The organism is Burkholderia sp. PR2 (genome assembly GCF_052372875.1).
GTDB lineage: Bacteria > Pseudomonadota > Gammaproteobacteria > Burkholderiales > Burkholderiaceae > Burkholderia > Burkholderia diffusa.
The window spans coordinates 2,572,076-2,597,790 of the sequence record NZ_JBQRWH010000004.1 but is presented as its reverse complement, the minus strand read 5'-3'; the positions used below and the strand labels follow the sequence as shown (position 1 = coordinate 2,597,790).

28 protein-coding genes, 1 other RNA gene and 1 riboswitch are annotated in these 25,715 nt (G+C 68.6%); of the genes, 15 read left to right on the top strand and 14 right to left on the bottom strand.

Annotated features, from left to right (window positions below; translation table 11 throughout):
* Positions 1-5: 5 nt before the first annotated feature.
* The 5 genes from ACT2FV_RS29220 (at position 6) to cobA (ending at position 4,490) form a co-directional block, all read left to right on the top strand.
* On the top strand, positions 6-548 hold the full coding sequence (locus tag ACT2FV_RS29220) for a DUF934 domain-containing protein (protein ID WP_059527659.1): 543 nt from the start codon (positions 6-8) through the stop codon (positions 546-548).
* Positions 545-1,288, top strand: a complete 744-nt coding sequence (locus tag ACT2FV_RS29215) for a phosphoadenylyl-sulfate reductase (protein WP_151048974.1) — start codon at positions 545-547, stop codon at positions 1,286-1,288. Before ACT2FV_RS29220 ends, ACT2FV_RS29215 begins: the two co-directional genes overlap by 4 nt.
* A 75-nt stretch (positions 1,289-1,363) precedes the next feature.
* Positions 1,364-2,326 (top strand): sulfate adenylyltransferase subunit CysD, encoded by a 963-nt coding sequence (gene cysD / locus ACT2FV_RS29210; RefSeq protein ID WP_059603846.1) that lies wholly within the window; start codon positions 1,364-1,366, stop codon positions 2,324-2,326.
* Positions 2,327-2,348: 22 nt separating this feature from the next.
* Positions 2,349-3,665, top strand: a complete 1,317-nt coding sequence (locus ACT2FV_RS29205; protein ID WP_059603843.1) for a sulfate adenylyltransferase subunit 1 — start codon at positions 2,349-2,351, stop codon at positions 3,663-3,665.
* Positions 3,666-3,740: 75 nt separating this feature from the next.
* Positions 3,741-4,490: a uroporphyrinogen-III C-methyltransferase gene (cobA, locus tag ACT2FV_RS29200; protein WP_059603840.1), complete on the top strand. Its 750-nt coding sequence runs from the start codon at positions 3,741-3,743 to the stop codon at positions 4,488-4,490.
* A gap of 78 nt (positions 4,491-4,568) precedes the next feature.
* On the opposite strand, the gene ACT2FV_RS29195 is transcribed toward cobA, so the two are convergent.
* The 3 genes from ACT2FV_RS29195 to lptF are packed head-to-tail and all read right to left on the bottom strand — an operon-like array spanning position 4,569 to position 7,221.
* Positions 4,569-4,952 carry a sirohydrochlorin chelatase gene (locus ACT2FV_RS29195; RefSeq protein WP_059603835.1) on the bottom strand — a complete coding sequence of 128 codons (384 nt, stop codon included), beginning with the start codon at positions 4,950-4,952 and terminating at the stop codon, positions 4,569-4,571.
* A 25-nt stretch (positions 4,953-4,977) separates the two neighbouring features.
* Entirely contained in the window at positions 4,978-6,126 is a 1,149-nt protein-coding gene (gene lptG, locus ACT2FV_RS29190; protein WP_059603833.1) for an LPS export ABC transporter permease LptG, read from the bottom strand.
* Positions 6,127-6,129: 3 nt separating this feature from the next.
* Positions 6,130-7,221 (bottom strand): LPS export ABC transporter permease LptF, encoded by a 1,092-nt coding sequence (lptF, locus tag ACT2FV_RS29185; RefSeq protein WP_151048972.1) that lies wholly within the window; start codon positions 7,219-7,221, stop codon positions 6,130-6,132.
* A 122-nt stretch (positions 7,222-7,343) separates the two neighbouring features.
* Here lptF and ACT2FV_RS29180 point away from each other — a divergent pair, with 122 nt between their 5' ends.
* From ACT2FV_RS29180 to ACT2FV_RS29170, 3 genes are read left to right on the top strand one after another with little or no spacing between them, the layout of a single operon-like run.
* Positions 7,344-8,855, top strand: coding sequence for a leucyl aminopeptidase (locus tag ACT2FV_RS29180; protein ID WP_151048971.1), 1,512 nt, complete (start codon positions 7,344-7,346; stop codon positions 8,853-8,855).
* Between the two features lie 34 nt (positions 8,856-8,889).
* A complete protein-coding gene (locus ACT2FV_RS29175; RefSeq protein WP_059603821.1) occupies positions 8,890-9,306 on the top strand; it encodes a DNA polymerase III subunit chi in 417 nt (138 codons plus the stop codon).
* Positions 9,307-9,331: 25 nt separating this feature from the next.
* Positions 9,332-10,021: a DUF2486 family protein gene (locus tag ACT2FV_RS29170; RefSeq protein ID WP_444505250.1), complete on the top strand. Its 690-nt coding sequence runs from the start codon at positions 9,332-9,334 to the stop codon at positions 10,019-10,021.
* Positions 10,022-10,164: 143 nt separating this feature from the next.
* Here ACT2FV_RS29170 and ACT2FV_RS29165 read toward each other — a convergent pair whose 3' ends face one another.
* Both ACT2FV_RS29165 and ilvD read right to left on the bottom strand, forming a co-directional pair.
* On the bottom strand, positions 10,165-10,494 hold the full coding sequence (locus ACT2FV_RS29165) for a c-type cytochrome (RefSeq protein WP_059603815.1): 330 nt from the start codon (positions 10,492-10,494) through the stop codon (positions 10,165-10,167).
* Between the two features lie 125 nt (positions 10,495-10,619).
* The gene (ilvD, locus tag ACT2FV_RS29160) at positions 10,620-12,293 is read right to left on the bottom strand and encodes a dihydroxy-acid dehydratase (RefSeq protein WP_059603812.1); all 1,674 of its coding nucleotides are present in this window, start codon (positions 12,291-12,293) and stop codon (positions 10,620-10,622) included.
* 135 nt (positions 12,294-12,428) lie between these two features.
* On the opposite strand from ilvD, the gene ACT2FV_RS29155 reads away from it, so the two are divergent.
* Entirely contained in the window at positions 12,429-13,346 is a 918-nt protein-coding gene (locus tag ACT2FV_RS29155) for a LysR family transcriptional regulator (RefSeq protein WP_124901037.1), read from the top strand.
* Between the two features lie 89 nt (positions 13,347-13,435).
* Positions 13,436-14,326 carry a prolipoprotein diacylglyceryl transferase gene (gene lgt / locus ACT2FV_RS29150; protein WP_059603806.1) on the top strand — a complete coding sequence of 297 codons (891 nt, stop codon included), beginning with the start codon at positions 13,436-13,438 and terminating at the stop codon, positions 14,324-14,326.
* Between the two features lie 118 nt (positions 14,327-14,444).
* Here lgt and ACT2FV_RS29145 read toward each other — a convergent pair whose 3' ends face one another.
* The 5 genes from ACT2FV_RS29145 to ACT2FV_RS29125 form a co-directional block, all read right to left on the bottom strand.
* Positions 14,445-15,185, bottom strand: coding sequence for an SIMPL domain-containing protein (locus ACT2FV_RS29145; RefSeq protein ID WP_444505249.1), 741 nt, complete (start codon positions 15,183-15,185; stop codon positions 14,445-14,447).
* Positions 15,186-15,393: 208 nt separating this feature from the next.
* Positions 15,394-15,855, bottom strand: coding sequence for an EVE domain-containing protein (locus ACT2FV_RS29140; RefSeq protein ID WP_059603800.1), 462 nt, complete (start codon positions 15,853-15,855; stop codon positions 15,394-15,396).
* 69 nt (positions 15,856-15,924) lie between these two features.
* A non-coding RNA gene (gene ssrS, locus ACT2FV_RS29135) (6S RNA) lies at positions 15,925-16,106 on the bottom strand.
* An 80-nt stretch (positions 16,107-16,186) separates the two neighbouring features.
* Complete coding sequence (locus ACT2FV_RS29130; RefSeq protein ID WP_011885730.1) at positions 16,187-16,501, bottom strand: cell division protein ZapA; 315 nt, start codon at positions 16,499-16,501, stop codon at positions 16,187-16,189.
* Positions 16,498-16,848, bottom strand: a complete 351-nt coding sequence (locus ACT2FV_RS29125) for a hypothetical protein (RefSeq protein ID WP_059603797.1) — start codon at positions 16,846-16,848, stop codon at positions 16,498-16,500. Before ACT2FV_RS29125 ends, ACT2FV_RS29130 begins: the two co-directional genes overlap by 4 nt.
* A gap of 176 nt (positions 16,849-17,024) precedes the next feature.
* Positions 17,025-17,277: riboswitch (cobalamin riboswitch) on the top strand.
* Between the two features lie 699 nt (positions 17,278-17,976).
* Between ACT2FV_RS29125 and ACT2FV_RS29120 the strand changes: the two genes are divergently transcribed.
* The 5 genes from ACT2FV_RS29120 to cobC are packed head-to-tail and all read left to right on the top strand — an operon-like array spanning position 17,977 to position 22,227.
* Positions 17,977-18,975 (top strand): FecCD family ABC transporter permease, encoded by a 999-nt coding sequence (locus ACT2FV_RS29120; protein WP_124621602.1) that lies wholly within the window; start codon positions 17,977-17,979, stop codon positions 18,973-18,975.
* Positions 18,972-19,784 carry an ABC transporter ATP-binding protein gene (locus tag ACT2FV_RS29115; protein WP_174920125.1) on the top strand — a complete coding sequence of 271 codons (813 nt, stop codon included), beginning with the start codon at positions 18,972-18,974 and terminating at the stop codon, positions 19,782-19,784. The genes ACT2FV_RS29120 and ACT2FV_RS29115 overlap by 4 nt, the downstream gene beginning before the upstream one ends.
* A gap of 52 nt (positions 19,785-19,836) precedes the next feature.
* Entirely contained in the window at positions 19,837-20,892 is a 1,056-nt protein-coding gene (gene cobT / locus ACT2FV_RS29110) for a nicotinate-nucleotide--dimethylbenzimidazole phosphoribosyltransferase (protein ID WP_124621605.1), read from the top strand.
* On the top strand, positions 20,882-21,658 hold the full coding sequence (locus tag ACT2FV_RS29105) for an adenosylcobinamide-GDP ribazoletransferase (protein ID WP_059603788.1): 777 nt from the start codon (positions 20,882-20,884) through the stop codon (positions 21,656-21,658). Before cobT ends, ACT2FV_RS29105 begins: the two co-directional genes overlap by 11 nt.
* Complete coding sequence (gene cobC / locus ACT2FV_RS29100; RefSeq protein WP_059603785.1) at positions 21,643-22,227, top strand: alpha-ribazole phosphatase; 585 nt, start codon at positions 21,643-21,645, stop codon at positions 22,225-22,227. Before ACT2FV_RS29105 ends, cobC begins: the two co-directional genes overlap by 16 nt.
* A 47-nt stretch (positions 22,228-22,274) precedes the next feature.
* Here the strand turns inward: cobC and ACT2FV_RS29095 are convergent, their stop codons facing one another.
* Genes ACT2FV_RS29095 through cobU form a run of 4 tightly spaced genes read right to left on the bottom strand, consistent with a single transcriptional unit; the run spans position 22,275 to position 25,699 of the window.
* A complete protein-coding gene (locus ACT2FV_RS29095) occupies positions 22,275-23,192 on the bottom strand; it encodes a cobalamin-binding protein (RefSeq protein WP_151052466.1) in 918 nt (305 codons plus the stop codon).
* Positions 23,189-24,208: a threonine-phosphate decarboxylase CobD gene (gene cobD / locus ACT2FV_RS29090; RefSeq protein ID WP_174920127.1), complete on the bottom strand. Its 1,020-nt coding sequence runs from the start codon at positions 24,206-24,208 to the stop codon at positions 23,189-23,191. The genes ACT2FV_RS29095 and cobD overlap by 4 nt, the downstream gene beginning before the upstream one ends.
* The gene (cbiB, locus tag ACT2FV_RS29085; RefSeq protein WP_124621612.1) at positions 24,201-25,145 is read right to left on the bottom strand and encodes an adenosylcobinamide-phosphate synthase CbiB; all 945 of its coding nucleotides are present in this window, start codon (positions 25,143-25,145) and stop codon (positions 24,201-24,203) included. Before cbiB ends, cobD begins: the two co-directional genes overlap by 8 nt.
* Positions 25,139-25,699: a bifunctional adenosylcobinamide kinase/adenosylcobinamide-phosphate guanylyltransferase gene (cobU, locus tag ACT2FV_RS29080; protein ID WP_059604003.1), complete on the bottom strand. Its 561-nt coding sequence runs from the start codon at positions 25,697-25,699 to the stop codon at positions 25,139-25,141. Before cobU ends, cbiB begins: the two co-directional genes overlap by 7 nt.
* Positions 25,700-25,715 lie beyond the last annotated feature (16 nt).

Here is a 25,715-nt window from a genome sequence, read left to right as displayed (position 1 = left end):
TGCAGATGGCTTCGATTATCAAGAACCGCGCAGTGATCGACGACGCATGGCAGGTCGTGCGCGCGGCGGAAGACGGTGCGCTGCCCGCGGTCGACGCGTTGCCGGCCGGCAAGGTGCTGGTGCCGTTCGCCCTGTGGCAGGCCGAGCGCGCGGCGCTCGTCGCCGCGAAGACGAAGGACGAACTCGGCGTGTGGCTCGCGCCGGACAGCGAGCCGGCCGATCTCGTGGCCGACTTCGGTGCGATCTCGCTGATCGCCGTCGATTTCCCGCGCTTCGCGGACGGCCGCGGCTACAGCATCGCGCGCCTGCTGCGCGAGCGCCACGGCTGGACCGGCGAGCTGCGCGCGATCGGCGACGTGCTGCGTGACCAGTTGCTGTACATGTCGCGTTGCGGCTTCGACGCATTCGCGGTGCGTGCCGACAAGGACATCCGCGACGCGCTGAACGCGTTCGGCGAATTCACGCAGCGTTACCAGGGCGCGTTCGACGAGCCGGCACCGCTGTTCCGCCGCCGCGACGCCGCGGCCGACGCCAAGGTGAGCGCATGAGCACCGCGACCGCACTGACGCCGGAACTCGCCGCGAAGGTCGAGCGCCTCGACGCACTGCTTGCGCAGATCGGCGCGCGCCACGAGAAGGTGAAGTTCGCGAGCAGCCTCGCCGCGGAAGACATGCTGCTCACGCACGCGATCCTGTCGAAGGGCGTGTCGATCGGCATCTTCTCGCTGAACACCGGCCGCCTGCACGCGGAAACCGTGGGCATGATCGACCGCGTGCGCGAGCGCTACGGCTACGAGATCGAGCAGTTTCACCCGCGCCAGGACGCGGTCGACCAGTACGTCGCCGAGCACGGCCTGAACGCGTTTTACGAAAGCGTCGAGCTGCGCAAGTCGTGCTGCCACATCCGCAAGGTCGAGCCGCTGAACCGCGCGCTGGCCGACGTCGGCGCGTGGGTCACGGGCCAGCGCCGCGAGCAGTCGGTCACGCGTGCCGAGCTGCACGAGGAAGAGCAGGACGAAGCGCGCGGGATCGCGAAGTACAACCCGCTCGCTGACTGGACGGAAGCCGACGTATGGGCGTACCTGAAGGCGTTCGACGTGCCGGTCAACCCGCTGCATGCGCGCGGTTACCCGAGCATCGGCTGCGAGCCGTGTACGCGCGCGATCCGCCCCGGCGAGGACAGCCGGGCGGGCCGCTGGTGGTGGGAGTCGCGCGACACGAAGGAATGCGGGCTGCACATCACGATCACGCCGATTCCCGCGAATGCCGAAGCCGGCGCCGCGCACTGAAAGCCGACAAGAAACCGAATATTGCGCCGCCTGCGACAGCGGGCGGCACGAACCCAGAAAAGAAGGACTGAAATCATGAGCACGACGCTCGAGCAATCCGCCTTTGCCCCGCCCACCGGTGCCGACGACCGCATGGGCCACCTCGACTGGCTCGAAGCCGAGTCGATCCACATCCTGCGCGAACTCGTTGCCGAATGCAGCAAGCCGGCGCTGTTGTTCTCGGGCGGCAAGGACTCGGTCGTCGTGCTGCACCTCGCGCTGAAGGCATTCGGCCTCGGCGCGAACCGCAAGACGACGCTGCCGTTCCCGCTCGTGCACATCGACACGGGCCACAACTACGAGGAAGTGATCGACTTCCGCGACCGCCGTGCGCAAGAGCTGGGCGCCGAGCTGGTGGTCGGCCACGTCGAGGATTCGATCCGGCGCGGCACGGTCGTGCTGCGCCGCGAAACCGATTCGCGCAACGCCGCGCAGGCCGTCACGCTGCTCGAGACGATCGAACAGCACGGCTACACGGCGCTGATCGGCGGTGCGCGCCGCGACGAAGAGAAGGCGCGCGCGAAGGAGCGGATCTTCTCGTTCCGCGACGAATTCGGCCAGTGGGATCCGAAGGCGCAGCGCCCGGAACTGTGGAGCCTGTTCAACGCACGCCTGCACAAGGGCGAGCACCTGCGCGTGTTCCCGATCTCGAACTGGACCGAGCTCGACGTGTGGCAGTACATCGCGCGCGAGAACCTCGAACTGCCGTCGATCTACTACGCGCACCAGCGCGAGATCGTACGCCGCAACGGTCTGCTCGTGCCGGTCACGCCGCTCACGCCGATGCGTGACGGCGAGACGAGCGAACTCGCGCAGGTGCGCTTCCGCACGGTCGGCGACATCAGCTGCACGTGCCCGGTCGAGAGCGATGCGGACGACGTCGAGAAGATCATCGCCGAGACGGCGGTGACCGAGATCACCGAACGCGGCGCGACCCGGATGGACGACCAGGCATCCGAAGCCGCGATGGAACAGCGCAAGAAGCAAGGTTATTTCTGAAGCACACGAGGACATTCACATCATGAGCATCATCGAGAACACCGAAGACCTCGGCGTGTTGCGCTTCATCACCGCGGGCAGCGTCGACGACGGCAAGAGCACGCTGATCGGCCGCCTGCTGTACGACAGCAAGGCCGTGCTGTCCGACCAGCTGTCCGCGCTGTCGCGCGCGAAGAACAAGCGCACGGTCGGTGACGAGATCGACCTCGCGCTGCTGACGGACGGGCTCGAAGCCGAGCGCGAGCAGGGCATCACGATCGACGTCGCATACCGCTACTTCGCGACCGCGAAGCGCAAGTTCATCATCGCCGACACGCCGGGCCACGAGCAGTACACGCGCAACATGGTGACGGGCGCATCGACCGCGCATGCGGCGATCATCCTGGTCGATGCGACGCGCGTGACGGTCGAGAACGGCGTTGCGGAACTGCTGCCGCAAACGAAGCGCCACAGCGCGATCGTGAAGCTGCTCGCGCTGCAGCACGTGATCGTCGCGATCAACAAGATGGACCTCGTCGACTACAGCGAAGCGCGCTTCAACGAGATCCGCGATGCGTACGTTGCGCTCGCGAAGCAGCTCGGCCTGAAAGACGTGCGTTTCGTGCCGGTGTCGGCGCTGAAGGGCGACAACATCGTCGGCGCGAGCGAGCGCATGCCGTGGTATGCGGGCGAGCCGCTGCTCGACGTGCTCGAATCGCTGCCGGTCGAGACGCAGGCCCATGACGCGCTGCGCTTCCCGGTGCAGTGGGTCGCACGCCAGGACGGCAGCTCGGCCGACGATTTCCGCGGCTACATGGGCCGGATCGAGTCGGGCGAGGTGAAGGTCGGCGACGAAATCGTCGTGCTGCCGTCGAACCGCACCGCGACGATCGCCGAGATCGTCGCGCCGGTGCCGGGCGGCACCGCGTCGGTTGCGCACGCGTTCGCGGGCCAGACGGTGACGATTCGCCTTGAACAGGACGTCGACGTGTCGCGCGGCGACATGTTCGTCACGACCGCCGAGACGGTCGCGCCGGCGAAGAAGCTCGAGGCGGACCTGTGCTGGTTCGACGAGACGCCGCTGTCGCCGCACCGCAAGTATCTGCTGAAGCAGACCACGAGCACGGTGTTCGCGAAGATCGGCGCGGTGAAGGAAGTGCTCGACGTGCATACGCTGTCGCACGCGACCGACCGCCAGGAACTGAAGATGAACGACATCGGCCGCGTGGCGCTGACGCTGCAGAAGCCGATCGTCTGCGACACGTACGACGCGCACCCGGGCACGGGCGCGTTCGTGCTGATCGACGAGGCGACGCATCATACGGTCGCCGCCGGCATGATCCGGGCGTTCTCGGCATAACCGGCGTTGAGCGCCGCCCGTGCGGGCGGCGCGCGCCGGTTGCCGTCCACGAGCAGGACAAGCGAAGCGACAAACATGGGCAAGGTGTATCTGATCGGAGCAGGGCCGGGCGCTGCGGACCTCATCACGGTGCGCGGCGCGCGGCTGCTCGAGCAAGCCGACGTCGTGCTGCACGACGCGCTCGTCGAGCCGGCGATGCTCGACCATGCGCCGAACGCGCGGAAAATCGCGGTCGGCAAGCGCTGCGGGCAGCGTTCGACCGCGCAGCACTTCATCAACAAGCAGATCGTCGACGCGGCGCGCGAGCATGCGTGCGTCGTCCGCCTGAAGGGCGGCGATCCGATGCTGTTCGGTCGCGCCGAAGAGGAAATGCGCGCGCTCGAGGCGGCCGGCATCGATTACGAGGTCGTGCCGGGCATCACCGCGGCGCTGGCCGGCGCGGCGACGCTGAAGCGCTCGCTGACGTTGCGCGGCGTGTCGCGCAGCGTCGCGTTCGCGACGCACAGCCGCGCACCGGGCAGCGACGAGATTCGCGAGGCCGCGCGCGCCGATTCGATCGTCTACTACATGGGCCGCGACAGCGCGCCGGGCATCGCCCGCGAACTGATCGACGCGGGCCGTGCGCCCGCGACGCCGGTGGCGATCGTCGAGGCCTGCAGCACCGTGCGCGAGCGCACGCTGACGCTCACGCTTGCGCAGATGGCGGCGGGCGACGCGCAGGCGTGGCTCGACCCTGCGGAACCGAGCCTGCTGATGATCGGCGATGCGTTCGCCGAACGCGTGCGGCGCGTGAAAGAGGGCGATGCGCTGCAGGACGCCGCTTGAGTCGAACGCGTGGTTTGCAGGCAAAAAAAAGCGCTGGCTTCGGAGGCCAGCGCTTTTTTGTTTGGGCCAACGATTCGCTTATGCGTCGCGGCCGAGCTGGTCGATGCAGTAGCGTGCGATCGCATCGAGCACGCCGTCGTCTTCCCCGACGGCCGTCGCGCAATGGATCTCGATGCCCGGATGCGCGGCACGGCACGCGTCGACGAGCTGCGGCAGGTCGCGGCGCACATGGCCGCCCTGGCCGAAGAACACGGGCACCACGGTGATGCGCGTGCAGCCGGCCGCGACCTGCGCGGCAACGGCCGTATCGAGCGACGGCGTCATCAGCTCGAGAAACGCGAGCGACACGTGCGGGGCGGGGGAGCCGGCCGCGCGCAGCCGTGCGGCGAGCCGCTCGAACGGCTCGGCCCAGCGCGGATCGCGTGCGCCGTGGCCGAACAGGACGATACCGTGCGAACTCATGTCGAAGCCTCCGTCGTGACGGCGCTCAGTGCCGGTCGACCCACTTGAGCGCGAACAGGCCGAGCGCGAGATAGATGAGGCCCGGTGTCGCCGCGGTCAGCGGCGCGGGCCACGTGTTCAGCGTGCCGATGTGCGAGAACAGCGTGTTGAGCAGCTGGAAGCTCATGCCGAGCATGATGCCGCCGAACACCTTCACGCCGACCACGCCGGCACGCGTATGCAGGTACGCGAACGGCAGCGACAGCACGAGCATCACGAACACCGCGAACGGGTAGAGCAGCTTGCGCCACAGTGCGATGTCGTAGCGCTGCGTGTCCTGCTGGTTTTCGCGCAAGTGCTGGATGTAGCGGAACAGGTTGATGAGCGACATCCGTTCCGGCGACACGAGCAGCACCGACAGGATCTGCGGCGTCAGGTCCGAGCGCAGCCGGTATTCGGGCAGCATCACCTGCTGCGACCGGTATACGGGGTTCAGCGCGTCGGCCGGTTCGCCGCTGATCGGCTTGATCGGCGTCAGTTCGGTTTCCGTCACGCCCTTGAGCAGCCAGTGGCCGGGCGGCTCGTAGCGGCCGGTCTGCGCGATGCGAACGTTCTGCAGCTGGAATTTCGAGTCGAATTCGTAGATGCGCACGTTGCTGATCGTCGAATCGGGCGACAGGCTGCCGACGTTGACGAAGCGCGTGACCTGCTCGCCGTTCTCGCGGGCCGCGAGCGTGTCCTTCACCCACACGCCCGACTGGAAGTTCGACGACACCGACGCGCCGAGCGCCTGCAGCCGCACGCGTTCGGACAGCTGGTCGGCGTACGGGCCGACGAATTCGCCGATCAGGTAGGTGATGATCACGAGCGGAATGCCGATCTTCAGCAGCGAGCGCAGCGCCTGGTTGGTCGCGAGGCCCGACACGCGAAAGATCGTGAATTCCGAGTTCGCCGCCATTTGCGCGAACACGTAGATCGCGCTGATCAGCGCGGCGACCGGGATGATCTCGTAGAAGCGCGACGGGGTCTGCAGCGCGACGCGCAGCACCGCGTAGCCGAACTTGTAGTTGCCGTGCCCGACCGAGTTCAGTTCGCTGATCAGGTCGAAGAAGAAGAACAGGCCCGAGAACGCGAACAGGATGAAGACGAACGTGACGTAGATCTGCCGCGCGAAGTATTTTTCATAGAGCCGCATCGATCATGCTCCCGAGCGGCCGAACAGCGCGCGTGTAAACAGCGGACGATTGCGCACGCGCAACCAGAAGATGAACGCGACGATCGCCGCGACGACCAGGTGCAGGCCGACGAGGCCGACGCCGAACGACATCTTGCCCTGCTCGATCTGCGACTGCACGACGTTCAGCAGGTTCGAGTACGTCAGGTAGATCAGCACGGCCATCACGAGGTTGATCGTGCGGCTGCGGCGCGGGTTCTGGTACGACAGCGGAATGCCGAGCACCATCAGGTTGATCGCGATCAGCGGCAGCCCCGCGCGCCACGCGAATTCCGCGAGGTTGTCGCGCGTCGGGTTGCGCAGCAGGTCGGGCGTCGGCGTGCTGTTGGTGGTCGGTACGTTGGTGACCGGCGTGTTCGTGATCTTCACGCCGTAGCGCTGGAACTCCATGATCTTGAAGTTCGGCTGGCCGGGCGTGCCGTCGTAGCGGCGGCCGTCCTCCAGTACGACGAAGCGATCGCCGTCCTTGGTTTCCGTGTGGCCGGTGTGCGATACCACGACGTTGACCTTGCCGTTCTCGGTCGACGTGACGAACACGTTCTGCACCTTGCTCTGGTCCGGCGACATCTTCTCGATGAAGAACACGCGATGGTTCGACGCCGATTCGCGGAACTGGCCCGGCGCGAGCAGCGAGATCTCGTCGCGCTGCTGGAAGCGCGCCTTGATCATCTTGCTCTGCTGGTTCGACCACGGCCAGCCGACGAACGCGAAGAACGCGATCAGCAGGATGATCGGCGTGGCGAACACGCCGATCGGCTTGATCAGGCGCGTCAGGCTCACGCCCGACGCGAGCCAGACGACCATTTCGGAGTCCCGGTACCACCGGGTCAGCACGAACAGGATCGACACGAACAGCGTGACGACGAGCATCACGGCGAGATAGCCGATCACGGTCAGGCCGATCAGCACGAGCACGTCGCGCGGATCGATTTCGCCGGACGCGGCATAGCCGACGATGCGGATCATCATCGTCGTGAGCATGATCGTGAGCAGCACCATGAACACGGCGCCAGCCGTATACGCAAGCTCGCGCTGGAGGGAGCGTTCGAAGATCATTCTTGATGAGAAGAGGGCGGGAGGCTGCGCACGCGTGGTGGAGCGCTCGCGCCGCCACGGGAAAAATAGCGGATAATTGCGGCTTTCATCCTTAGCCCAGATTTTATCCGAGGACAAGCGCGATGGACTTTAGCATAAAAGGCTGTGATTGGAGCAAAGGCGAGGCCAAGGGGTTCCTGACCGGGAAGTCCGACTGCATCGTGCTCGGCATCTTCGAGGCGCAGACTCTCTCGGGCGCGGCGCTCGACATCGACACGGCCACCAAGGGGCTGATCTCGCGCGTGGTGAAGGCCGGCGACATGGACGGCAAGCGCGGCAAGACGCTGTTCCTGCACGAGGTATCGGGCATCGGTGCGTCGCGCGTGCTGCTCGTCGGCCTCGGCAAGCAGGATGCTTTCAATCAGAAAGCCTACAACGACGCTGCGACGGCCGCATGGCGCGCGCTGCTGGCCACCAAGGTCGTGCAGGTCACGTTCACGCTCGCGCAACTGCCGGTCGACGAGCGCGGCTCCGACTGGGGCGTGCGTGCGGCGATTCTCGCGCTGCGCAACGAGACCTACCGCTTCACGCAGATGAAGAGCAAGCCGGAACCGGCGTCGCATGCGCTCAAGCGCGTCGTGTTCAGCGTCAATCCGGCCGATGAAAAGGCCGCGAAGCTGGCGGCCAAGCAGGCCGTCGCGCTGGCGAACGGGATGGACCTCACGCGTGACCTCGGCAACCTGCCCGGCAACGTGTGCACGCCGACCTATCTCGGCAATACCGCGAAGAAGATCGCGAAGGATTGGGGTCTGAAGGTCGAGGTGCTCGGCCTGAAGCAGATCCAGGCGCTCAAGATGGGCTCGTTCCTGTCGGTCGCGCGCGCGTCGGTCGAGCCGCCGCAGTTCATCGTGCTGCATTACCAGGGCGCCGCCGCGAAGGCCGCGCCGGTCGTGCTGGTCGGCAAGGGCATCACGTTCGACACGGGCGGCATCTCGCTGAAGCCGGGCGAGGGCATGGACGAGATGAAGTACGACATGTGCGGCGCGGGCTCGGTGCTCGGCACGATGCGTGCGGTCGCCGAAATGGGCCTGAAGATCAACGTCGTCGCGATCGTGCCGACCTGCGAGAACATGCCGGGCGGCAACGCGACGAAGCCGGGCGACATCGTCACCAGCATGAAGGGGCTGACGATCGAGGTGCTCAACACCGACGCCGAGGGCCGCCTGATCCTGTGCGACGCGCTCACTTATGCGGAACGCTTCAAGCCCGCGGCGGTGATCGACGTGGCGACGCTGACGGGCGCTTGCGTGATCGCGCTCGGCGGGCACAACAGCGGCCTGTTCTCGAAGGACGATGCACTCGCGGGCGAGCTGCTCGACGCTTCGCGCGAAGCGAACGATCCGGCTTGGCGCATGCCGCTCGACGACGAATACCAGGATCAGCTGAAGTCGAATTTCGCGGACATCGCGAACATCGGCGGGCGTCCGGCCGGCGCCGTGACGGCGGCGTGCTTCCTGTCGCGCTTCACCGACAGCTATCCTTGGGCGCACCTGGACATCGCCGGCACAGCGTGGAAGGGCGGCGCGGCGAAGGGCGCGACCGGCCGTCCGGTGCCGCTGCTCGCGCAGTTCCTGATCGACCGCGCCGGCCAGTGATGGCAGGTTTCACGACGATGCGGGTGCGCGGGCAATGACGCGAATCGATTTCCATTCGAACGTCGGCGATTCGCTCGCGTACGCGTGCCGGCTGCTGCGCAAGGCCTACCAGGCCGGGCAGCCGGTCGTCGTGCTCGCGGAACCCGCGCGCCTGCGCGCGCTCGACGAGCAGCTCTGGACGTTCTCGCCGCTCGATTTCATTCCGCACTGCGGCGTCGACAGCGCGCATGCGGCCGGCACGCCGATCGTGCTGACCGCTGATCTCGACCAGGCGCCGCATCACCACGTGCTGCTGAACCTCGGCGCGGCCGTGCCCGCGCAGTTCGCGCGCTTCGAACGCCTGCTCGAGGTGGTCGGCAATGCGCCGGACGAACTGGCCGCGGGCCGCGACCGCTACCGCTTCTACCGTGATCGCGGATACGCGCTGAACAACTACAAGCAAGGCAGCTAGCCGAAACCGTCGACGGAGCGTCCCCGTGACACAAGCCGAATCCTCTTCGATCCCGACGCTGACCGACGTGCTGGTGCCGGGCAAGCCGGTGCCGGCGCGTTCGTCCGCGACCGATGTGCCGCCGCGCGACGATGCCGCCACGCCGGAGCGCACGGGAACCGACCCCGAATTCGTGGTGGTCGAGCGGGTGCCGACGCCGGACGTCCCGACCGTCGAACTGCCGGGCGACAGCGATGCGCCGGCGCAACCCGGTGCCGCCGGACACGTCGTCGCCGAGGAATCGGCTGCGGCGCAGGCGCCGTTGCGCTCCGCGCTGGCCGCTGACGAGGGGCAGCAGGCCGGCGTTGCCGCGACGCCGCGCGAGCCCGGTGAAGCGATACCGTCCCACGCGGGCGCACCGGCTGCCGACGGGCTGGCCACCGATCATCCTGCTCGCGCAGCGCTTCCGGAGTCGCGTGCGGCCGCCGCGCTGACGCCGGAGGACGCGCAACATATCGCCGAGCGTCTGCGCAATCGGCTGACGAATTATCTGACCGGGGAAGGGCGCGAGGCCATCGAGGCACGCTGCCGCGACGCGCTGCACGACCATACGGCCTGGCTGGTCGGCCAGATCACGCGCGAAGTGGCGCTGGCGCTCGAAACCGAAGTGATGGAATGGGTTCGCGACGCGGTCGACGAAGAGATCGCTCGCCGCCGGACGGGTCGTTCAGGCTGAGCGCACGGCGAGTGTCGTGCGCTGGCGCCGCGGGCGCGGCTCCGATCGCCGTTGCTGACGATCGCCGATCCGGTTGCAACGAGAGGCATGGAATCGTGCCGGGCGCCAGGCGCGGCGCGCGTGCACGCGCCCGGTCATCCAACTCAGTGGAGCGATAGCACCCACTGCGCGAGCGTGTGCGCCTCGACGCTCGTCAGCTGCGTATTGGCGGGCATCGGCACGCCGCCCCACACCCCGACGCTGCCCTTCACGATTGATTGCGCGAGGTAATCGACGGCGTCGGCACGTGCCGCGTACTTGCCGGCGATGTCGTGGAACGACGGGCCCATCAGCGGCTTGCCGACCGCATGGCAGGCCATGCAGTTCTTGCGCTGCGCGAGCACGAGTCCGTCGCTGGCCTGGTCGGCGTGTGCCGCCGCCGCGCCGCCGGTCAGCAGCGCCACGAGCAGCGCGCGCGATATCGTCTGTTTCATGCGGTTCTCCGCCGGCGGGAACGGCCGGCTTCACGGTCCGCGCATTATAAAAGCAAAGGGAATGCGCGTTTTGCGCGTTTCCCCGGCGGCCGTCTGCAATGGGGTCGCATGACCTGCGTGCCGCATCAACCGGTGACGGCACCCTTGTTCGCCGGGCGGGCGAGGGCTGCGTACTTGGCGAGCACGCCGCGCGTGTAGCGCGGTGCCGGCTGCTTCCACGCGGCGCGCCGGCGCGCGAGCTCGGCGTCGTCGACGTTCAGCTGCAGCACGAGCCGGTGCGCATCGATCGTGATCGAGTCGCCTTCCTGCACGAGCGCGATCGTGCCGCCGACGAAGGCCTCGGGCGCGACGTGCCCGACCACCATCCCCCAGGTGCCGCCCGAGAAGCGGCCGTCGGTGATGAAGCCGACCGATTCGCCGAGCCCCTTGCCGATGATCGCCGACGTCGGCGCGAGCATTTCCGGCATGCCGGGGCCGCCCTGTGGACCGAGATAGCGCAGCACCAGCACGTCGCCTGCGCGGATCCGGTCGCCGAGGATCGCGTCCATCGCGCTTTGCTCGTCGTCGAACACGCGCGCCGGGCCCGTGATCACCGGGTTCTTCAGGCCGGTGATCTTCGCGACCGCACCGTCTTGCGCGAGGTTGCCCTTCAGGATCGCGAGATGCCCTTCCTTGTATAGCGCGCGGTCGATCGGGAAGATCACCTTCTGGTCCGCGCGCGGTACGCCCGGCACGTCCTTCAGCTCCTCGGCGATCGTGCGGCCGGTGATCGTCATGCAGTCGCCGTGCAGCAACCCCGCATCGAGCAGGATCCGCAGCACCTGCGGGATGCCGCCGGCCTGGTGCAGGTCGGTCGCCACGTACTGGCCCGACGGCTTCAGGTCGCAGATCACCGGCACGCGCTTGCGGATGCGCTCGAAGTCGTCGATCGTCCAGTCGATCTCGGCCGCGTGCGCGATCGCCAGATAGTGCAGCACCGCGTTGGTCGAGCCGCCGGTCGCCATGATCAGCGACACCGCGTTCTCGATCGACGCCTTCGTGATGATGTCGCGCGGCTTCAGGTCGCGCTTCACGGCCTCGACCAGCACGCGTGCCGATTCGGCGGCCGAGTCGACCTTCTCCTGATCGGGGTTCGCCATCGTCGACGAGTACATCAGCGACATGCCGAGCGCCTCGAACGACGAACTCATCGTGTTCGCGGTGTACATCCCGCCACACGACCCCGACGTCGGACACGCGTTCTGCTCGACACCCTCGAAATCTTCCTGCGACATCCGGCCCGCGGTGAACTCGCCGACCGCCTCGAACGACGACACGATCGTCAGGTCGCGGCCCTTCCAGTGGCCGGGCCGGATCGTGCCGCCGTACACGTAGATGCCCGGCACGTTCAGGCGCGCGAGCGCGATCATCCCGCCCGGCATGTTCTTGTCGCAGCCGCCGACCACCACCACGCCGTCCATCCACTGGCCCTGCACGCAGGTCTCGATGCAGTCGGCGATCACTTCGCGCGACACGAGCGAATACTTCATGCCCTCGGTTCCCATCGACATGCCGTCCGAGATCGTCGGCGTGCCGAAGATCTGCGGGTTCGCATCGGCCGCCTTCACGGCCGCGACGGCCGCGTCCGACAGCCGCTGCAGGCCCGAGTTGCACGGCGTGATCGTCGAGTGGCCGTTCGCGATGCCGATCATCGGCTTGTCGAAATCGTCCTTCTGGTAGCCGAGGGCGTAATACATCGAGCGATTCGGCGAACGGGCCACGCCTTGCGTGATGTGCTTCGAGCGACGGTTGTACGGCATGGGGGACTCCATCGTTGTATTGGCGACTCCCGCGAACGGCGCGCCGGTTCGGATCAATCAAGAATGGAGTTTCCGGTTTGGAATGTCCAATATATTATTTGTCGATTATTAAGTCGTTTTGCGAATGAGTGAGACATGGCCGACCCGACGCCCGATCTGCGCCAGTGGCGCTATTTCGTGACCGTTGCCGACGAGCGCCATTTCGGCCGCGCGGCCGAGCGCCTGTCGATGACGCAGCCGCCGCTGTCGCAGGCGATCCGGGCGCTGGAGGAGGCGCTCGGCGTCGCGCTGTTCGCGCGTACCAAGCGCTCGGTCGCGCTGACGGCGGTCGGCGCGGCGCTGCTGCCCGACGTCCGCCGGCTGCTCGCGTCGGCTGACGCGCTGCCGCCGCTCGCGCGGCGTCTCGCGCGCGGCGAAGCCGGTTCGCTGTCGCTCGCGTTCGTGTCGACCGCCGATTACGGGCTGCTGCCGTCGCTGCTGCGCGCGTTCGGCGCACGCTATCCGCACGTGCGGCTGCAGCTCGCTGAAGCGACGAGCGACGTGCAGATCGACGAACTCGTCGCCGGCCGCATCGACGCGGGGCTCGTGATTCCGCCGGTGCCGCCGCGCCACGCGGCCGGGCTGTCGTACCTGCCGGTCGTGCGCGAGCCGCTGGTGGTCGCGATGCCGGCGGCCGCGGCCCCCGGCGTGCCCGAAGACGAACCCGTGCATCTGGCCGAGCTGTCCGCGCTGCCGCTCGTCATCTTCCCGCGTCGTTTGGCGCCCGGCTTTTATGACATCATTACGGGCTGCTACGGCGCGGCGGGGGAAACCCCGCGCATCGGCCAGGAGGCAATCCAGATGCAGACGATCGTCAGCCTCGTGTCGGCCGGCATGGGCGTCGCACTGGTGCCGCAGTCGTTGCGTAACCTGCGGCGCACCGGCGTGGTCTATCGGCCGCTCGCCGGCGACGCACCGGTCGTCGAGACTGGCCTCGTGTGGCGCACGGGCGATGTCAGCCCGGTGCTCGCCGGCTTCATCGACGTCGTGCGCGCGCACGGTCTTGCCGCATGATGCGAACGATGGCGCGCCAGCGCCGTCCAATGCGCGGTGCGGCGCCTGTGCGAGCGCCGTACCGCATTCGAAAACTTCATCGCTAACCCATGATCATTCACCCGAATTTCGACCCCGTAGCGATCCATCTCGGGCCGCTGGCCGTGCGCTGGTACGGCCTCATGTATCTCGTCGGCTTCATCGCGGCGATCGTCGTCGGCCGGATCCGCCTGAAGCTGCCGTACGTCGCCGCGCAGGGCTGGACCGCCAAGGACATCGACGACATGATGTTCTACGGTGTGCTCGGCACCGTGCTCGGTGGCCGGCTCGGCTACGTGCTGTTCTACAAGGCCGACTTCTACTTCTCGCATCCGCTCGACGTGTTCAAGGTGTGGGAAGGCGGAATGTCCTTCCACGGCGGCTTCCTCGGCGTGACGCTCGCGATGGCCCTGTTCGCGTGGCAGCGCAAGCGTCACTGGCTGCAGGTCACCGATTTCGTCGCGCCGATGGTGCCGACGGGGCTCGCGGCCGGGCGGCTCGGCAACTTCATCAACGGCGAGCTGTGGGGCCGCGTGACCGATCCGAGCGCGCCGTGGGCGATGCTGTTCCCGGGTGCGATGCGTGACGACGCGGCGTGGCTGCCGAGGCATCCGGCGCTCGTCGAGAAGTGGCATCTCGCCGACGTGTTCATGCAGTACCAGATGTTGCCGCGCCATCCTTCGCAGCTCTACGAAATCGCACTCGAAGGCATTGCGCTGTTCTTCGTGCTCTTCTTCTTCTCGCGCAAGCCGCGGCCGATGGGCGCGATATCCGCGCTGTTCCTGATCGGCTACGGGCTCGCGCGCTTCACGGTTGAATTCGCGCGTGAACCGGACGACTTCCTCGGCCTGCTTGCCCTCGGCCTGTCGATGGGGCAGTGGCTGTCGCTGCCGATGATTCTCGCGGGCATCGCGCTGCTGGTGTGGGCATACCGTCGCCGCGCGGCGAGCGTGGCGGCGTGATGCGTGATGCGATGCGGATGCGCACGATCGGCGTGCGCATCGATCGCAGACTCTCGAACGAAAAACGCCGGCCCGAAGGCCGGCGTTTTCGCATCTGCCGCGCGTTGCGCGACGTGCGTTACTTCATCTGCACCGAGCCATTGACCGTGACCGACACGGTCGCCTTGCCGCCTTCGACCGAGATCGGCGCGCTCATCTTCGCGCTGTCCGTCGGTGCCGCGGCCATCGCCAGCATGCGCGGGTACGGCTGCACGTTGCGGCTGCCGCCGACGTTCACGTCGCGGATCGAGTAGCTGTTGTAGCCGAACGCCTTCGCGGCTTCGTCCGCGCGCGCGCGGAACGACTTGATCGCTTCGGTCGTGAGCTTCTGCTCGGCCGTGCGCTGTGCTTCGGGCGACAGCGAGAACTCGACGTTCGCGACCTGCATCTGGTTCGCCAGCTGGCCCGCGAGCTTGGACGCCGCCGCGAAATCGCGCGATTCGAGCACGACTTCGGTACGGCCGCGCCATGCGGAGATCTTGCCGTCGCGATCGGTGCTCGGATACACGGAGAACGCACCGGTGTGCGCGGTGACGCCCGATACGCCCTTCGCCTGCGCGAGCGCCGCGTCGGCCCGCTGGTTGAGCGCGGACGTCAGGCTGCCCGGGTCCTTCGCCTGCTGTTCGTAGAACAGCGTGATGTGGATGATGTCCTGCGGCACGTCGGCGCTGGCCTGCGACGACAGCGACAGTACGCCCGCCGGTTCCGGAAAGTGCGGGTTCGCGGTCTGCGCGTGCGCGGCCGGTGACGCGAGCGTCAGCGCGACGGGCACGGCGGCGGCGAGGGCGAGCGACAGCGCGAGTGCGGATTTCTTGGTCATTGTTGGACTCCTTGTGCGAGGGCGCGCATGCGGATCACGCGTGCGCGACGCGGGCGTACCGCGCGACGAAAAAACGGCTGTCGCCCCGATCAGGCGACAGCGGTTGCTTAGGCCGCACGAACGCGTCGCGAGTTCCGTGGCGGCGGCGCGTCTTGACGGGATTTGACCTTTGCTGTTTGTCTGTTGCGCGTGCCGCGACTGCGTGCGCCTACTTCATCAGCCTTTCGGTGATGAAGCGCCACTCGGCGCGCGTGACGGGCGTGATCGACAGCCGATTGCCGCGTGCGAGCACGCGCATGTCGGCGAGTTCGTCATGCTCGCGCAATGCGGCGAGCGGCACGAGCGGCGACTTCTTCACGAAGCGCACGTCGACGAGCAGCCAGCGCGGTGCTTCCTGCGTCGACTTCGGATCGTAATACGGGCTTTTCGGATCGAACTGGGTGGGGTCGGGGTAGGGCGTCGACGAGACTTCGGCGAGGCCCGCGATGCCCGGCTCAGGGCAGCTCGAGTGATAGAACAGCACGCCGTCGCCGATCTTCATCGTGTCGCGCATGAAATTGCGCGCCTGATAGTTGCGCACGCCGGTCCATGGCAGCGAGTGCTGCGGTGCGTGCGCGAGATCGTCGATGCTTGCTTCGTCCGGTTCGGACTTCATCAGCCAGTATTGCATGGATCGTAATCGACGCAGAAAGGGCTGCTACAAAAGGAAACGGCATCGGGGATCCCCGATGCCGTTGGATAGGCCCCCGCCTTGGCCGCTAGGCCGGCATCCTGAACCTGGGGTTCAGAATTGGTCGCAGTTAGCAGCACTTCGGGTACATCAGACAGAGTGACGCGCGCGCCCGTGCTACAAATTTCCGCAACCGTGCACATGGCATTGGTTCAAGGAATATATGACCTTGGCGAACCAGGCAGGGAAGCTGACTGAACTGTGTTTCGTTGCGCCAATTTGACCACCGTTGATCGCCGAGATCAAGGGGAATCGACGCATCGATCAAACGTTACTGCGTCTCGTGCTGTGCGAGCACCGCGCCGAGCTGTTCGTTCATCTGGTGCATTGTACGACGGATTTCTTCCGCCGGAAATGCTTCACCGTGACGCACGCTCGTTTGCAGTCGCAGCAATTCGGATGCGAGCGACAGTGCCGCCATCACCGCGATACGGTCGGTGCCGCGCACCGAACTGTTCGCGCGGATCTTCGACATTTCAGCGTCGACGCGTGCGACGGCCTCGAGCAACGCCGCTTCGGTCTCGGCCGAACAGGCGAGCCGATAGGGCTGACCGAGAATCGAGACTTCGATCTGCTTGGTGCTCATGCATGTTCTCCGTGGCTGGCCGCGTCGTCGCCATCCGTGCGCGCCTGCGCATCGAGCAGGTCGAGCTGGTTGTCGGCTTGCTCTGCGTTCTTCGTGCGCGGCAGCTTTTCGAGAATCGCGTTCAGTTTGACCTGAGCGTCGTCGATCTTTGCCGACAGCGTGTCGCGCTCGGCCGCGAGCGCATTGCGTTCGTCGCGCAGTTGCGCGAGTTCCGCGCGGACCGTGTCCGCTTCCGCGCGCATTTGCGCGACTTGCTCCTCGAGCGCGAGCCGTTCCGCGTGATAGCGCTTGTTCAGCGAGATCAGACGGCCAATATTTTGAGATAAGGTTTCGAGTTCGTTGAGCATTTGCTGCGTCCTCTAAAGACCCAGCATTTTAGCGCGGAATAACGCGCATTCCGACATCTGTAACGTTTCCAGTCGTAACACCCCGGCTTCTTGCCGCGAATACGCGGCTCCGGCGTGTTCGCGGCGTGCTTCCGGCATACGTCCGGCCGCTTTCTTGACGCTTGCGCGACCCGCTCCTAAACTGGCGCCGCCTCGGTGCTCGCGCGCGTGTCGCGCGGTTAAACGGGAAGCAGGGCGCGTGCTCCGCATGGAGATCGCCAACCTGCGCTGCCCCCGCAACGGTAAGCGGCCGCGTCGGACGACGCAGGCCGGCTCGGGCGCGTTTCGCGTGCAGGTCGCACGCGGGCGCGGGCCACTGCGCGTGATACGCGCGGGAAGGCGAGCCGGTACGCCGCCAGCCCGGATACCGGCCGAGGCGGGGAGCCTGTACGGCTTCATGACGCGCGGCCTGCGGGGACGCGGGGCGCGCAGTGCTTCACGGGACTTGTCTTCGATGCTGACCCCAATCGTCCGCACGGCCTCCGGCGCACGCCGCGGCGCGCCGCATCTCGCCGTCGCGCACACTGCGGCGGCGGCTGGTTCGCCCGGATCGGCGACGACGCAGGCCGTTGCGATGCCGGCACCTGTCGCGCCGCGCGCCGCCGCGCCGTCGCCGCCGGAAGTCGCGGTCGCCGCGCCGAACATGCCTGATGGCTACGACGCAATCGCGACGCCGATCGACCCGATGCGGCGGCTTCCACTATATTGCGCAGAATGTCGGCCGCACGCAGGTGCGGCTCGATGGATCGTGGCCGTGTCACGCCGGTGCGACCGACGTTCGGCCGGCCGAACGCTTGCGGGACGCGATCGGCCAAACGCGGGAATCGGGGTACCGATCGTCGTGCGCGCGCTAGTGCGCCGCCGGCCGTACGTCACTCGCTTTGCCGTACATGGGCATGGCATCCGAGCCGCGCGCGCGATGACATCACCGGGTCGCTATTCGTCCGTGCACGCATCAACAACCTGTTCGACGAGGATGACGAGCTTGCGTAAGTCTGCAACACACCGGAGCGCGACGCTGGTGCCGCGCCCGGCCGGCAACGATGGTCGGCGGAAGCATCGCGCGTCGTGCGCGATGCCGTGCGGCGCATGAGCGCCGCGCGTGCCGCCGCGATCTGGCTAGCGCTCGCGGCCGTGGTCGCGTTGCTGTTCGTCGCATCGCTGTCGATCGGCAGCGTGCCGATGTCACCGTGGCAGGCGCTCGCGTCGCTCGTGCCGCACGGCGGCGACGCACTGTTCGCCGACATCGTGCGCACGCTCCGGCTGCCGCGTGCGCTCGCGGGGTTCGCGTGCGGCGCGCTGCTTGCGCTGGCCGGTGCGCTGCTGCAGGTGCTGCTGCGCAATCCGCTCGCGGAGCCGTATGTGCTCGGCGTGTCCGGCGGCGCGGCCGGCTTCGCGCTCGTCACGATGATCGCGGGCGGCGCGTGGTGGCTCGTCGATGCGTCCGCGTTCGCCGGCGCCCTCGTTTCCGTCGCGCTCGTGCTCGGGCTTGCTCGCCGCGAGCTGTGGCGCGGCGACTCGCGCGATGCGTCGCCGCGGCTGCTGCTCACGGGTGTCGTGATCGCGGCCGGGTGGGGCGCGCTCGTCACGCTGCTGCTGTCGCTCGCGCCCGATGCGCGGCTGCGCGGCATCATCTTCTGGCTGACGGGCGACCTGAACGGCGTGACGGCGCCGTGGTTCGCATGGGGCGCGCTGCTGGTGGCCGCATGCGTCGCGCTGCCGGCCGCGCCGCAGCTCAACGTGCTGCTGCGCGGCGACGCGACCGCACTCGCGCTCGGTGTGCCGGTCGCGCGAGTTCGCGTGCGGATCTACCTCGTCGCGTCGCTGGCCGCCGCGGCCGCGGTGACGACGGCCGGCACGATCGGCTTCGTCGGCCTCGTCGTGCCGCATGCGTTGCGGCTCGCATTCGGAAACGACCAGCGCATGCTGCTGCCCGCCGCGATGCTCGCGGGCGGCGGCGGCGTGATGGCCGCCGACCTGCTCGCGCGCACGGCGATCGCACCCGCGCAATTGCCGGTCGGCGTGATGACCGCGTTGATCGGCGTGCCGGTGTTCCTGTGGATGTTGCTGAGGAGACCGATGCGATGACGCACGCCGCACCGCACACTGCCGGCGACATGACCTACGCAGCGATCGATCTCACGCTGAAGGCCGGCGAACGGACGCTGCTCGACGGCTTCACGCAGGCGTTCCGTTCCGGCGAGATCTGGTGCGTCGCGGGGCCGAACGGCGCGGGCAAGACGACGCTGCTCGCGACGCTCGCGGGCCTGCAGCGACCGGCCGGCGGCCACGTCGAGATCGACGGCCGGCCGCTCGCCGCATGGCCGCCCGAACAGCTCGCACGGCGCCGCGCACTGATGCCGCAGCAATTGCACGATGCGTTCAGCGCGACGGTATTCGACACGGTGCTGCTCAACCGCTTCCCGTATCTCGGCGGCTGGGGATGGGAGCGCGACGGCGACCGCGCGGCCGCGCGCGACGCGCTCGCGACGTTCGGGCTGACCGCACTCGCGTCGCGCGACGTGCTGTCGCTGTCGGGCGGCGAGCGGCAGCGCGTCGCGCTGGCCGCGACGCTGTGCCAGGACGCGCCGCTGATGCTGCTCGACGAACCGCTCGCCCATCTTGACCTGCATCACCAGATCGACGGCCTGACCGCGCTGAGCGCATGGCTCGAAGGGGGCCCGCGCACGGTACTGTTCTCATGCCACGACCTGAATCTCGCGCGGCGTTTCGCGACGCACGCGCTGTTGCTCGACGGCCGCGGCCATGCGTGGGCGGGCCCCGTGCACGATGTCCTGACGCCGGCGCGCGCGAGCGACGCGTTCGGCTACCCGCTCGTGCTGATCCGCGAGAACGGCCGCGACGCGCTGCTGCCTGCGTGGCCCGAGCGACGATGAACTTCATTCTTTCGATGCGCGGCACCGGCCGCGCCAACAAGGCAACCTTCCGATGACGAATCCGACCGACTTCCCGCCCGCGATCGCGCCGCTCGACGACACGCTGCGAAAGCGCCTGCAGCATGTGATCGATCACAAGACCAAGCCGCCCGGCAGCCTCGGCCAGCTCGAGGCTCTCGCGCTGCAGATCGGCCTGATCCAGTGCACCGAGAAGCCGCATGTACAGCGTCCGGTGACGATCGTGTTCGCCGGCGACCACGGGATCGCGGCCGAGGGCGTGAGCCCGTATCCGCAGGCGGTCACCGCGCAGATGGTCGCGAACTTCCTGGCCGGCGGCGCGGCGATCAATGCGTTCTCGGGCGTCGCGCAGAGCGTGCTCGAGATCGTCGATGCGGGCGTCGCGTCGCCGCTGCCGGTGTCCGACCGGCTCGTGTCGCTGCCCGTCGCGCGCGGCACGCGCAACTTCGCGGTTGAACCGGCGATGACGCCCGACGAAGCGAAGACGGCGCTCGCCGCCGGCGCGGCGCGCGTGCGCCTGCACGCCTCGCTAGGCACGAACGTGATCGGCTTCGGCGAAATGGGGATCGCGAACACGTCGTCGGCCGCATGCCTGATGAGCCGTCTGCTCGACGTGCCGATCGACGCGTGCGTCGGGCGCGGCACGGGCCTCGACGACCAGGGGCTCGCGCACAAGCGTGCGGTGCTCGGCCGCGCGCTCGTCCGGCATTCGCATGCGATCGCGCCGCTCGATGTGCTCGCGACGTTCGGCGGTTTCGAGATCGCGATGATGACGGGCGCGTATCTCGCGGCCGCGAGCGAGCGGATGACGATCCTCGTCGACGGCTTCATCGCGACGGCCGCGCTGCTGGTCGCCGAGCGCATCGCGCCCGGCGTGCGCGACTACTGCGTGTTCTCGCACGCGTCGCACGAGGCCGGGCACCGGCGCATGCTCGAGCATTTCGGCGCGAAGCCGCTGCTCGCGCTCGACCTGCGCCTCGGCGAAGGCACGGGCGCCGCGCTCGCGCTGCCGCTGGTGCGCGCGGCGGTCGCGTTCCTCACCGAGATGGCGAGCTTCGAATCCGCGGGCGTAGACAATCGTGACGCCTGAGCGCGCGAGCGGTGTACGCGCCGAACTGCGCTATTTCTTCGTCGCGCTCGGCTATTTCACGCGCGTGCCGGTGCCGCGCGCGATCGGCTACGCAGCCGGCGATCTCGATCAGGCCGCACGTTACTTTCCGCTGGTCGGCGCGTGCGTCGGCGCGTGGGGCGCGCTCGTTTATCTCGCAACACTGCGCGTGTTGCCCGCGTCGATCGCGGTCGGCCTGTCGATGGCCGCGACGCTGCTCGCGACCGGCGCGTTCCACGAGGATGGCCTGGCCGACAGCTGCGATGCGTTCGGCGGTGGCTACGCGCGAGACGACGTGCTGCGCATCATGCACGATTCGCGCATCGGCACGTTCGGCGCGGTCGCGCTCGTGATCGCGCTCGGCCTGAAATGGCAGGCGCTCGCGGCCATGCCGCCGCTGCGCGCCGCGTGGACGATGATCGCCGCGCATGCGGCGAGCCGCGCGGGGGCCGTGAGCCTGCTGATGTCGCTCGACTATGTCCGGCCGGAAGGCAAGGCGAAACCGGTCGCGCAACGCATGGGCGCGCGCGCGGCCTGGATCGCGGCCGCATTCGGGCTGCCGTGGCTGTTCTGGCCGGACTGGCGCGCGGGTCTCGCGGCTCTCGTCTCGCTCGTGCTCGTGCGCGCATGGGCGGCCCGCTATTTCGTGAAGCGGATCGGCGGTTATACGGGCGACTGCCTCGGCTTCGCGCAGCAGTTGAGCGAGCTGGCGATTTATCTCGTGGTGCTCGGATGGATCTCGTACTGATTCGCCATCCGGCCGTCGATGTCGAACCGGGCGTTTGCTACGGACGCAGCGACGTGCCGCTCGCCGCATCGGCCGAGGCGGGGGCGCGGGCCGTGCGCGAGCGTCTGGCGGCGCTCGGGGCGCCGTTGCCCGAGCAGGTCTGGACGAGCCCGCTGACACGGTGCACGTCGGTCGCCGAGCGGCTCGCACAGACGTTCGACGTGCCGCTGCGGCGCGATGCCGGCTGGCAGGAAATGGACTTCGGCGCGTGGGAGCTGCGGCGCTGGGACGATATCGACCGCGCGGCGCTCGATGCATGGGCGGCCGACCTGATGCATGCGTGCGCGCATGGCGGCGAAAGCGTCGCACGGTTCGCCGCGCGCGTCGCACGGATCGCGGACGCGGTCGCGCGGACCGACGCGCCGCAATGGGCGCTCACGCATGCAGGCGTGATTCGCGCATTCGCGTCGCATGCGTTGCGCGTGCCGCTCGATACGCTGCTGTCGCGACCGGTGCCGACGGGCGGCGTCGTCTGGTTGCGGACGGAGGATGCTGCGCGCACATGGGAAGTCGTCCACTGGGACGAATAGGCTAGCGCTTGCTCGTCTGACGCGCGCAAGGGCATTGAGGCCCGAAGTCAGCGCGCCGGCCGCCGCGCCCGTGCGGCGTCGAGATCCTCGCACAGTGCGGCCGCGCCTTGCGCGATGCGCGGCGACGGGCGGGTCAGCAAATCGCCGTCGATCGCGAACAGGTTGTTGCGCGCCACGGCCGTCAGCGCAGGCCACGCACGCCAGCGCGCGAGGCTCGGCAGCGGTGCGTCCGAACGTGTCGCGCCGGCACTCGTCGTCACGATCGCTTCCGGATTCGCCGCAAGCACGGCCTCGTCGGTGACGGTCGGCGCGAGCGGCTTCAGCGCCGCGAACACGTTGCGACCACCGCACAGCGTGATGACTTCGTTGAACAGATGCGCGCCGTTGAGCGTCGTCAACGGGCGATCCCAAACCTGGAAGAACATCGTGACGGGCGGGCGTGCCGCGTAACGCGCGCGCAGCGCGGCGATATCGTGCGAGAACGATGCCGCGGCTGCGTCGGCGACCGGTTCCGTGCCGAGCAGCGTGCCGAGCCGGCGCAGCGACGTGGCGACGTCGTCGAGATGTTTCGGTTCACTGAAGAACAGCGGAATGTGGAGTGCACGCAGCGCGTCGGTTTGCCGTTCGGCGTTGCCGTGTCGCCAGACGACGATCAGGTCCGGCTTCAGCGCGGCGATTCGTTCGAGGTCGAGCGCCTTGTTGTCGCCGACGCGCGGCACGGCCTGCGCGGCGGGCGGGTAGTCGCTGTACGTGACCGTGCCGACCAGTTTCGCACCGCCGCCGGCCGCGTAGACCAGCTCGGTCGCATGCGGCGCGAGGCTGATCACGCGTTGCGCCGGCGCGGGCAGCGCGACCGTATTACCGGCATCGTCGCGGGTCGTCACGTCCGCGTGAGCGAAGGGCGCGTGCGCGAGCGCGACCAGCGACGCGAGGGCCGGCGACCGGCGGAACAGGCAGGCGTTCATGCGGATGCCGGTGACACCGTCGGGACGCACTGCGAGAGTGCGTCGGCGACGCGCCGCCATTCGGCTTCGTTGCCCGGCAAGCCGACGCGCACGCTCGACGGTCGTGCAAAGTACCGCGTCCAGATCCCGTGTGCGGCGAGCGCCACGTGCAGCGCGGCGGCGCGCGGATCGTCGGTCCAGCTGAACAGCGGCGTCGCGTGCACCGCGAAGCCGTGCGTGCGCAGCAGCGCGGCGAGGCGCTGGCCGTCGGCCGCGAGCCGCGCGCGCGCGGCGGCCTGCCATGCGCGATCGGCGAAGGCGGCGGCGACCGCGTGACGCGCGGGGCCGCTCACGGTCCATGCGCCGAGCATGTCGTGCAGCGCGGCGACCCGCTCGGGACAGGCGAGCACGAAGCCCGCTCGAATGCCGGCGAGTCCGAAGAACTTGCCGACCGAGCGCAGCACGACGAGGCCCGGACGATCGGTGAACTGCGCCAGCGATGGCGTGGCGCCCGTATCCGCGAATGCCTCGTCGACGATCAGCGTGCCGCCGCGTGCCGACAGCTGAGCATGCCAGCCGAGCAACCGCTCGGCCGGAACGAATTCGGCGGTCGGATTATTCGGATTCCCGACGATGACGTGGCGTAGCGTTGCGGGCAGCACGTCCGCGTCGATGTCGAGCGGGACGACGCGATGGCCGTGGCGCGCGAATGCAGGTGCGTATTCGCCGTACGCGAGCGCAGCGACGCCGGCGTCGCCAGTGGGCAGCAGCGCGGGCAACGCGCGGATCGCGGCCTGGCTGCCGGCGACCGGCAGCACGTGCGCGGCATCGGGTGCGCCGTAATAGCCGGCCGCGCATGCGGCGAGCGTATCGCCGTCGTCGGGCAGCCGGCGCCATGCGTCGGCCGGGACCGGCGGCACCGGATAGCCGACCGGATTGATGCCGGTCGACAGGTCGAGCCAGGCGTCGTACGGAATGCCGTGGCGGCGCACGGCTTCGTGCAGGTTGCCGCCGTGCGGGATGCGTGCGTCAGACATGATGGGTAGCGAGAATGAGTGCGCCGCTCGCGACGAGCAGCGCGAGCCACAGCGCGAGCGTGCGCGTGACGAGCGACAGCGCGGCGACGACGTGCACGGCCGTCGCCGGCGCGCCGGTGCCGAGCGCGGGACGGTCTTCGATTTCGCCATGATAGACGGCCGGGCCGCCGAGCTGCACGTTCAGGCTGCCGGCGCCGGCAGCCATCACGGGGCCTGCGTTCGGGCTGTCCCAGTGGCGCGCCTGCGTGCGCCAGCAGCGCCACGCGGCGGCCGTGTCGCCGAGCAGCGCGTAGCTCGCGGCAGTGAGGCGCGCGGGAATCCAGTTGAGCGCGTCGTCGAGGCGCGCGGCGGCCCAGCCGAACGTCAGGAAGCGCGGTGTGCGGTAGCCCCACATCGCGTCGAGCGTGTTCGCGAGGCGGAACAGCAGCGCGCCGGGGCCGCCCGCGACGACGAACCAGAAGAGCGCGCCGAAGATCGCGTCGTTGCCGTTCTCGAGCGCCGATTCGACGGCCGCGCGCGACAATGCGCCTTCGTCGGCTTCGCTCGTGTCGCGCGAGACGATGCGTGCGGTCAGCGCGCGCGCGGCGTCGAGGTCGTGCCGCAGCAGCGCGGCGGCGATCGGAGCGACATGGTCGGCGAGACTTTTCGCGCCGAGCGCGAACCACAGCAGCGCGACGTGCAGCGCGGCCGCGAGCGGCCAGGGCAGCACGGCCGCGAGCCACGCGGCGACGGCCACCGGCGGCACCACCGCCGCGAGCCATGCGGCGACGCCGACCATGCGGCCGCGCCGGCCCGTGTTCAGCGCGCCTTCGATACGCGCGGCGAGCCGGCCGAACGCGACGAGCGGATGCCAGCCGGCCGGTTCGCCGACGATGCGATCGACGATCGCGGCCGCGACGGCGAGCATCGCGACGACCGGCAGCGACAGCATCAGCATGACGGCGCTCCGGCCTTGAGTTCGAGCGGCAGCCCGGCGACCAGCAGCGTCACGCGCGTCGCGAGCGCGGCGATGCGCTGGTTCAGGCGCCCGAGTTCGTCGACGTAGCGGCGCGTGACCGACCCGAGCGGCACGACGCCGAGCCCGATTTCGTTGCTGACGACAATCACCTTCGCGCGCGCCCCGCACAACGCGTGCTCGAGCCGCTCGACCTGCGCCGCATACTGCGCATCGTCGAGCGGTTCGCCGTCGAGCGGGCACAGCAGGTTCGTGAGCCAAAGCGTCAGGCAGTCGACGAGCAGGCACGCGCGCGGATCGTCGAGCCGCGCGAGCGTGCCGGCGAGGTCGACGGGCGCGTCGGCGAAGCCCCAGTCGGCCGGCCGGCGTGCGCGGTGATGCGCGATGCGCCGTTCGAATTCGGCATCGGCGGCCGTCGCGGCCGCGGTCGCGATATAGGTGACGGGGCGGCCGCTGTCGGCGGCGAGCCGCTCGGCGTGCGCGCTCTTGCCCGAGCGCGCGCCGCCGAGGACGAAGGTGAGGTCGTGCGGAATCATCGCGTGATTGTAACGG